5 protein-coding genes are annotated in these 9,494 nt (G+C 52.7%); all 5 read left to right on the top strand.

Annotation, left to right across the window (positions count from 1 at the left end; genetic code table 11):
• The first annotated feature begins 505 nt into the window (after positions 1-505).
• The 5 genes from HMPREF9443_RS07330 (at position 506) to HMPREF9443_RS07310 (ending at position 9,446) form a co-directional block, all read left to right on the top strand.
• Entirely contained in the window at positions 506-1,318 is an 813-nt protein-coding gene (locus tag HMPREF9443_RS07330; protein ID WP_009145940.1) for a hypothetical protein, read from the top strand.
• 162 nt (positions 1,319-1,480) lie between these two features.
• Positions 1,481-4,648 carry a PD-(D/E)XK nuclease family protein gene (locus HMPREF9443_RS07325; protein ID WP_040565252.1) on the top strand — a complete coding sequence of 1,056 codons (3,168 nt, stop codon included), beginning with the start codon at positions 1,481-1,483 and terminating at the stop codon, positions 4,646-4,648.
• Complete coding sequence (locus HMPREF9443_RS07320; protein WP_040565251.1) at positions 4,641-8,033, top strand: UvrD-helicase domain-containing protein; 3,393 nt, start codon at positions 4,641-4,643, stop codon at positions 8,031-8,033. Before HMPREF9443_RS07325 ends, HMPREF9443_RS07320 begins: the two co-directional genes overlap by 8 nt.
• A 4-nt stretch (positions 8,034-8,037) precedes the next feature.
• Positions 8,038-8,241, top strand: coding sequence for a hypothetical protein (locus HMPREF9443_RS07315; protein ID WP_009145937.1), 204 nt, complete (start codon positions 8,038-8,040; stop codon positions 8,239-8,241).
• Positions 8,242-8,324: 83 nt separating this feature from the next.
• The gene (locus tag HMPREF9443_RS07310; RefSeq protein WP_009145936.1) at positions 8,325-9,446 is read left to right on the top strand and encodes a M20/M25/M40 family metallo-hydrolase; all 1,122 of its coding nucleotides are present in this window, start codon (positions 8,325-8,327) and stop codon (positions 9,444-9,446) included.
• The last annotated feature ends 48 nt before the right edge of the window (positions 9,447-9,494 follow it).

Below are 9,494 nucleotides of genomic sequence, written 5' to 3'. Positions count from 1 at the left end.
CCTCTGTGTCTAAAATAAGTTTACCACTTCAGGCGCCAGCTCCCCCCAAGGGGAGCCTCTTAGTGTCGCTTTGCGCTAACATACAAAACCGCAAGCGATAATCAGGCCTTTCACGACTCCACATACCATCACTATTATTAGTAAAGTAGGCAACGTAACAAAGCCGCAAGCGGTAAAAAGCCTCTCCTTGGGGAGACAAGGTGAATTGCCCGCAGGGCAAGAGAGGGCGCCCTGGGGCGGGTGCCGAGCTTGTCGAGGCGGAGAGGGGTGATGACTATCAAGCGTAAAAACTGTAGTCCCCTCTCAGTCGCCCTAGCGGGCGCCAGCTCTCCCCTAGGAGAGCCTTTCCCAGCATAGCAAAATCTTTCCCCTCTATCTCCCATTTTCCTACCATTTCCCATATAATAGTTGATAATTAATTTCAATCGTGATATGATTATATTGGTTCCAAAGGAACTAATAATTGATTATTCTTACAAAAGAATGAAAAAGAGAGGTTTTTTAAATGACGACTGTTGCTGAAAAGTATTTACAAATTGCTAAGCTGGCAAAGGATCCTGCTAATGCTGAGGTTGTTATTGATGGTATTCTGACATTTTTCGGATTGGATTATTTTGACTTGGACCTGGGTGTTGAGTACCTGTATACTACCAAGGTGATTGACCATAAATTCAGAAGCGTGCTGCACAAGGCTGAAGACATGGATGCTATCATGGCATGGTTCAAAGAAAAAGCAGGCGTTACCGATGAAGAAATCGCTGCTGCCGAAGCTAAAGAAAAAGAATATGTTGCAGGCTGCCTGATGCTTGCTAAACAATATCTGGGTATGGGCCACTGCATTAGCGGTAAAACCTATCTGGAGCTGGCTGCCGCTAAAGGCTCCGAGGAAGCAATCGCACAGCTGAAGGACATGGAATATGCACAAGATATGTATGACCTGGGTGAGCATTATCTGGCAATGGGCCATTGCATCTGCTCCAAGACCTACTTTGAGCTGGCTGCTGCCAAAGGCTGCCCGAAGGCTGCTGCTAAGCTGAAAGACATGGAATATGCAGAAGATATGTATAAGCTGGGCGAGCATTATCTGGGCATGGGCCACTGCATCTGCGGCAAAACCTACTTCGAACTGGCTGCTGCTAAAGGCTGCCCGAAGGCTGCCGCAAAGCTGAAGGACATTGAATATGCAGAAGATATGTACAAGCTGGGCGAGCAATATCTGGCAATGGGCCACAAAATCTGCTCCAAGACCTACTTCGAACTGGCTGCCGCAAAAGGCTGCCCGAAGGCTGCTGCAAAGTTAGCTGAATACGAAGCATAATATTGTATTTTCAGGAGGCTGTCACAATTATGTGGCAGCCTTTTTAGTTTCCCTAAAAATCCGTTCCTCAAATAGATAATCTTTGACAGTCGCTTATGGTATAATAAGCATTATAAAGATTTGAGCAATATTACGCTAAAGGATAAACAGAAGGAGATTGTTATGGCAAAGTTGATTTATGTACCTCTCGGCTGCAGCCTGCGCTCGCAGCTGGCAGAGAAGCTTTCGCAACAGCCGTTGGGCGAAGGCGTGCTGGTGCTACCGAACCGCCTGCTGACGGACGATGTGCACCGCAATTATGCTAATGTGGAAACAATGGGCATGGATACTCTGGCAAGCAAGCTGATGAACCTTAACGGTGGCAGCGATTACAAGGAATTGAGCCGCCGCAGCCAGGAGCTGATTGTGCAGGATATTATCGACTATATGATGGAAAACAAGCAGCTTACCGGTATGACCACGCACAAGCAGCTGGAATATTTCGGCTCGCTGGCGCATAAAACAGGCTTTGTGAAGGCCATGACCTCGCTCGTAAGCCAGCTTTCACGCTGCGGTGCCACTAAGGAGGATATCTACGGCCAAATCCAAAAATCCTTTGAGGAGGATGAGCTGAAGGGCAAGGATTTGGGCGTCTGCAATTTTTATCTGCTTTATCGTCAATATCTGGAAAACAATAACTGGTATGACCTGGAGGGTAAGTATCGTCTGGCTATGGAAATGCTGCAGAAGCAGGATTGCAAAATCCCCTGGAAGCATATCTATATCTGCGATTTCTTCAGCCTTGACCAGGTGCAGATAAACTTTCTGCAGGCCTTGGCGAAGCATGTGGATGATTTGGTAATCAGCATGAGCTACGAAGGACGCAGAGTAAGCTCCGACGAAAAAGCCAAGTATGAATCAATTACCAAGTTTATGCGCGCGAGCACGAACACCGTCAACGCGCTGAAAATTCTTGGTGCGACTGTTGCAAGCCTTGCGGCAGAGGAATTGGGACAAGCTCCGGCAGGCGTTGCTATGCGGCAGCTGCGTCACTTGGGGCATGCGCCCGCACCGGTGCCTGCGGAGGGTGTGGAAAGCTACTGCTTTGCCTCCGATGAGCAGGAGATGCGCTGGGTGCTGAAGCGTATCAAGCAGCAGCTGGCGCATGAAAAGTGTGCTGCCAATCGCATTGTTGTTGCCGTGCGCGACTTTTCCTTATACAGCGGCTTGCGCCAGCTGGCGGATGAATACGGTGTGCCGGTGAGCCTGCCGCAGACAACTGCGCTGGTGGCGCAGCCGTTGGCTGTTATGCTGCGCCTGCTGCTTACTGCCGCAGGCAGGGGACGTGAGGCGGCAGCGGCCTATCTGGAGCTGCTGAGCTGTGAGCTTTTGCGTCTGTTCTTTGATGTGGATGTGGAAACGGCGAGCAGCCTGCGCACGCAAACGTATTTCAAAACACGTCAGGAGGCTATGCAGAAGGCACACGAGCTGCTGGGTGATGCAACGGAGCTGTGGCAGCAGCTGGATGCTTTTATAGAAACCACTAAGGCGGAGGCTGCCATCAGCGAATATGCCGAGCAGCTGACGCAGCTTGTGCAATCGCTGCCGCTGGAAGAGCGTCTGGGCAGCCTGCATAAGCAGGGCGTGCCGCTTGACTTTATGCTGGCCTGCCTGCGCAGCAAGGATGCTGTGCTGAAGGCTGTGCAGCAGCTTGTGCGTGATTACGAGGTTGCGAAAAACAGTGATTACAAGCTGACACTGAGCCAATGGAACAGCCTGCTGCAGGAGGCCTTGGGGCAGGTGCAGCTTACTCTGCGCTTCGGCCGCAGGGACGGCGTACTCTTTACGGAGGTTGGCAACGTACAGGGCCTGAGCTTTGACAGCGTGTATATTATGGGCCTGCGCGAGGGCGAGTTTCCGCAGGCTAAAAACGAAAACTGGATTTATAACGATACGGAGCGCAAGCAGCTGGCGGACGCAGGCTACGATTTGCCCACGGTTGGCTCCTCCTTTGATGAGGATGCTTATTTCTTTGCTCAGGCTGTGTGTGCGGCGCAAAAGGAGCTCATCCTCACTTGGCATGAGGATGTAGGCGAAAGCCTGGCCAGCAGCTATCTGGAGGAAATCTGGAAGCTGTTTTTGCAGCCGGGAAGTGAGGACAAGCGTCTGGACAAGGACTATGTGAAGGCGCAGACGCTGCCTGATTTCGGCGTTGCTTCGGCGGAGGAGGCGTACAGCGACAAGCGCTTTGCTGCTGCGGATTTGCCGAAAATAGCAGAGCTCAGCGGGCAAAAGGCTCCCTCTGCGGAGCAGCAGCTGGCAGCCAAAGCGGATATTCTGCGTAAGGCACAGCAGCCGGAATATAATGGCGACTTGCAAAATTCCCTGCCGACGAAGCTGCTGCGTAAGCAAATCGGCAGCCGCTTCAGTGCGAGCAGGCTGGAGGCTTATGCTGCCTGCCCCTTCCGCTTTTTGGCGGAGAAGGTGTGGCTGGCGCAGGCGGCGGAGGAAGCGGATGATTTGCTGCAGCCGCGTGATGCCGGTGATATCCTGCACCAGACGCTGAAAAGCTTTGTCGAGCCTTATCTTGGCAGCAAAATTATCGGCGAAACTATGGCAGACCTGACGGAGGAGCTGGAGGCAGTCTTTGAGGATGTCTGCACCGCTGCGCTCAATGACGGCGGCAGTACCGTTGCTTCCGTAAACGAGGATATCTGGCAGGTAGAAAAGCAGCGCCTCTGGCGTATGCTGGTGCGCTGGCTGCGCTTTGAATATGCCGACCAGCAGCGTTGGGGCGGCTTTAGGCCGCAGGCTGTGGAATGGAATTTCAGCTCTAAAAACGGCAAGCCCTTGTACCTGACGCTCAGTGACGGCAGTGATGTATCGCTCATCGGCAGAGTTGACAGAATCGACAGCGACGGCGAGCATGCTTTTATCACGGACTATAAAAGTGGCACGCCTCCCACAGGCAGTGCTATGGAGCAGGGGCTCGACCTGCAGCTGCCGGTGTATCTGCTGGCGGTGGCGGCGCTTTCCAAGGAGCAGCTTGCAGTCAGCGGCGGCTGCTATTATTCGCTGAAGGAGGGCAAGCGCAAAAGTGCCTTTTTGCTGGAAAGCGTGGGCAACAGCGACTTGCCGTATAAAAAGCCGAAGAACGCCGCAGAGCTGACCTGGGATAGCTTTAAGCAGGAAAAAGAGCAGTTGCTGAAGGATTATATAGAAAGAATTTATGCAGGCGATTTTGCATTGGCAGGCTGCAGACGCTGCGATGTATATTGCCCGTTACACGATATTTGCCGTGTGCAGCTGGTGAATGGCGACGGCGGACAGGGAGGCGAGAGCGATGAGTAAGAACCCTACACCGGAGCAGGCTTTGGCGATAAATACGATTAAAAGCAATGTTTCGCTGCTCGCCGGTGCCGGCAGCGGTAAAACCTATGTACTGATGAAGCGCTTTGTGCAAATTCTGCGCTCGGATTTGAGCGTTAATCCCACGAATATTGTGGCGATAACCTTTACGCGCAAGGCTGCCGACGAAATCAAGGGGCGTGTGCGTCAGGCTGTCGGCGAATGTGTGGAGCAGGCGCAGACTGATTTGGAAAGACTGCGCTGGCAGGAGCATCTGCAGAAGGTGGAGAGCGCGCCGATAAGCACGATTCACAGCCTGTGCAGCCGTATTTTGAGAGATAACCCGGTAGAAACGCAGCTTGATCCGGAATTTACGATTTTAGAGGATTTTGAAGCGCAGGACTTTTTTAAAGAAACGCTGCAGCAGTTTTTACGCAAAAATATCAAGGAAAACGCTGCCCTGCGCAGGCTAGTGCAGACCTACGGCGTTAACAGCTTTGTTAATCAGGTTACGGCGCTGGGGGACAAGCTCTCGGAGCTGGTGCGTGAAGATAATCTGGCAGAGCCTTATCTTAAGGCGAAGGAAGAACTGCCGGCTCTGCAGCAGAAGCTGTTTGCTGCTGTGCGCGAGGTAATCGAAGCGCGCGAGGCTTTGGGGGCAAAGACCAAGGGACGCCAGACGTTGACGGAGGCCGCAGGACTTCTGGACGAAATGCAAAAGCAGCTGCTGGCGCCGGAGCCGGAGTGCTCCCTGCTGGATGCGTCGGGCGTTGTTAAGGTTAGTGGCAAGGCGTTGGCAGCGGAGCTGACTAATTTAAAAAATCTGCGTCAGGAGCTGAACCATGTACTTTTGAACGCCAAGGGCTGCGATTTGGTGCAGGATTGGCTTGCCGTGCTGCAGGAGTTTTATGCCTGCCTGAGCGCACGCAAGCAGGAAAATAATATCCTGTTTAATGATGATCTGGATTTGCTGGCCATCGAGCATTTGCAGAAGAATGAGGCGCTGCGGCAAAAGTATCAGGAGCGCTATAAATATATTATGGTAGACGAGTTCCAGGACACCAACGAACGCCAGCGTCAGCTGATTTATCTGCTCTGCGGTAACAAGCTGGACGGCAAGAATAATCTTTTTATCGTCGGTGATGTGAAGCAGTCTATTTATCGTTTCCGTCATGCCGATGTCAGCGTTTTTAATAAGGTAAAAGAGGATATCGCGCAAAATGCGGGACAGAACCTGGGCATGAAAACCAACTTCCGCAGCACGCAGAGCATTGTCGAAAGCTGTAATACCGCCTTTTGTCAGCTGATGGATTTGCCGAAGGAGGAAATCTGTCTGGAGCATCACGAGGGTGCTAACACCGGCGGCGCTAAGGTTTGCCTGCTGCAGGTGCCGTATAAATCCAAGGATGATGACCTGGGCGCTAAAGAGGATAAATGGCAGAAGGAGGCAGAGGCAATCGCCGCCTATCTGCAGCAGGAGCTGCCCAAGGTTGAGCCGCAGCTCAGGCCGGGGGCAAGCAAGGCTATTTTGCTGCGCGCAATGACGCATTGCGAAATTTTGCGGCAGACGCTGCAGGGCTACGGCATAAATTGCGTAGTAGTTAAGGGCAAGGGCTTTTATGAGCAGCAGGAGGTTCTGGATATTCTGAATCTGCTGGCTGTGCTGCACAACCGTTACACAAGCCTGGAGCTGGCAGGCGCTTTGCGCTCCAACTATTTCGGTTTGGATGATGCAACGCTGACGCAGCTTTTCTGGCAGACCGAAAATGATAAACCGTTATGGGATGTACTGCAGGCTGTCGGCAGCGGTGAGCTGCAGCTGAACCTGCAGCCGGAGCAGCAGGCGCTGGCTATGCAGGCTGCCGAACGCTTACGCAGCCTACGTCAGGCAGCAGCACTGATGGCATTGCCGGAGCTGTTCGCACAGCTTTGGGACGAGCTGAAGCCGGAATTCGTTCTGTCGCAGCAGGAAAACGGCCCGAGCAAGCTGGCCAATGTCAAAAAGCTGCGCCGCCTGGCACAGCAGTATTGCCAAACGAAGCAGGCTTCGCTGGCGGAATGGCTGCAAAACGTTAAGGATTTGCGCGCAAGCAGCAGCAAGGAGCCTGCCGCTACCGTACAGGCCGATGATGCACTGCAGATTATGACGATACATAATTCCAAAGGCTTGGAATTCGATCTTGTTATTTTACCGCAGTTAGATAAATCAGTGAAGGGCGATACCGCATCCATTAAATATTTTTCGGGGAAGGAAGGCGAGCAGGGACTTTTGGGCATTAAGGTGCCCGATAAGGAAATGCAGCTGCAAAACAGCGGCGTGTACGAGCTGGCGAAGGCGCGCGATAGTGAGCTGGAAGAAGAAGAAAGCAGACGTCTGCTTTATGTTGCTATGACGCGTGCCAAAAAGCAGCTTTTAATGGTCGGTACGGTGGCGGAAGAAAAGCTGCCGGAGGCTGTTATCGCTCTGCCTGCCGCCAAGGGCTGGTGGCAGCAGCTGCAGGCAGTATACGAGGTGGATTGGGACAAGCAGGAAAGCAGCTGTCCTTGGGTACGCCTTTTGTGTGCCGATGCTTTAAGCCCGGCTGTTGTGCAGCAGGGCGTGCAGCAGCAGCTGGCGCTGGAGCCGTTGGCCTTGGCACCGCTGCCTGCCTACGCAGCCTGCGGCCGTACCTGCTTTACCGCAAGTGCACTGCAGACGTATCTGCATTGTCAGCGTCAATATTACTACCAGCAGGTTTTGGCAGTGCCTGAGCTGGAGCAGACAGTTGCCGGAGAGCAGGCGCACGAGCTGCCTGCTAGTGTAACCGGCAGTATTGTGCATAAAGCGCTGGAGCTGTATAATGGCTATAATGCGGAGGCTGTTTTTGCCATTGCACTGGATGAATTTGCTCCCGGCGCTGCGGCAACACAGGCCAAGAGTATGTTTGATGCTTATATCAGCAGCGATTTGTATAAATCATTGCCCAAAAAGCAGAAGCGTGAATTAGAATTTGTACAGCCTCTGCAGCAGGAGCTGGCGGCTGAGGGTGTAATTGATTTGCTGGCCTTTGACGAAGATGATAATATGATAATAGTGGACTATAAAACAGGTACGCCGCCGGAGCCTGACGAGGTGAAGCTGGGTTATGCTTATCAGCTGGCGCTGTATAAGGATGCTGCGGAAAAGCTGTACCCCGGCAAAAGAGTTGTGTGCGCCGAGCTGCACTTTCTGCAGAATATGAGCGTTTGGCAGCTGCCGTTGGATAAATCGTACCTGCAGGAGGCAATAGAGCTGTGCGAGGAAATCAGCGGTAAGGGCGAGGAGGACGATTTCGCCTGCAGCTGTAACGAAAGCTGTGCTTACTGTCACTATGCATATCTGTGTCCGCAAAAAATAAAGAATAGGTGATATAATGGAGATTTTTGCTAAATTGGAAAGCTGGGATTATCTGGCGGCGGCTATGCTGCTGTTTTCCGCCTGGCTGCTGCTGGGCGGCATCGGCCGTCTGCAGAAAAGCGACCCGGAGCGCGTTGATGCGAAAAAGCTGCGAATCCGTGCCTGCGGTGGTTTGGTTGCGGGCGCTTTGTATCTGGCCTGCCGCTATCTGCAGCTGTAATATTGCCGGCAGTTAAACTTGCGCGCGGCTTTCATTAAGGTATATAATATGCTTATATCTTAAACTTTTACGAGGTGACCATAATGATAAACAAAACAAGATTGATTGATGAATTTATAGAGCTGGTAAGCGTTCCCTGCCCCAGTAAGGATGAAAAGCAGGAAGCAGAGCTGATTATGGCGAAGCTGCGCGAGCTTGGCCTGGAGCCTGAGATGGATAAGGCGCACGAGAAAACCGGCGGTACCTGCGGTAATGTGTGGGCCTATGTGAAGGGCACCGTGCCGAATGCTCCGAAGCTGCTGTTCGAAGCGCACATGGATTCCGTAGCACCGACAACCGGCACCAAGGTTGTCCGCAAGGACGGCGTGCTGTACAGCGACGGTACCACGACCTTGGGCGGTGACGACAAGGTTGGCGTTGCTGCCATGCTGGAGGCGGTGCGCGCACTGAAGGAGGATGGCGTAGCTCACGGCGACGTGCAGCTGTGCTTTACTGTAAGTGAGGAAATCGGCTGCCTTGGTGTAGTAAACATGGACCAGAGCTGGATTAAGGCTGATTACGGTTATTGCATGGATATCGGCGGCGCACCGGGCGAAATTACCTATGCTGCACCGAAGCTGTACGATATTTACGTAACCGTCAAGGGCAAGGCTGCCCATGCAGGCATTGCTCCGGAAGAAGGCGTCAATGCGATTATGCTGGCGGCGGATGCTTTGTCCAAGCTGCCTGCTTACGGTCGTCTGGACAGCGAAACTACCTTTAACATCGGCATGTTCAACGCAGGCGTTGGCACTAATATCGTTTGCCCGGAGGCTAAATTCGTCATTGATATGCGCTCTCTGAACGTACCGCGTCTGGAGGCGCTGAAGGATTCCACCATCGCTCTGATAAAAGAGGCTGTTGAGGCCGGTGGCGGTCAGGTTGAATTCGAAGTAGTGGAAGGCTGTCCTGCTGTGGAGCTGAACAAGGACCACGAATGCATTAAGCTGGCAGCACGCGCTGCGGAAACACTGGGCTTCCCGGTAGAGCTGAAAACCACCGGCGGCTGCAGTGACGGCAATTATCTTTGCGGCTACGGCCTGCCCTGCGGTCTGTTGGCAACCGGCATGAGCAATGTGCATACTACCGCGGAATATCTGAAGGAAGAGGATTTGTACAACACTGCACGCTGGACCTACGAAATTATTAAAGAGGCAGCGAAGTAAATCATAGTGTTCACGTAGCTAGCGTAAAGTTTTTGTAGGAAAAACGGG

It is taken from the genome of Phascolarctobacterium succinatutens YIT 12067, from assembly GCF_000188175.1.
In the GTDB taxonomy this organism is placed as follows: Bacteria; Bacillota; Negativicutes; order Acidaminococcales; family Acidaminococcaceae; genus Phascolarctobacterium_A; species Phascolarctobacterium_A succinatutens.
The sequence above is the reverse complement of the archived record's forward strand: the minus strand, read 5'-3'. Positions and strand labels throughout refer to the sequence as shown.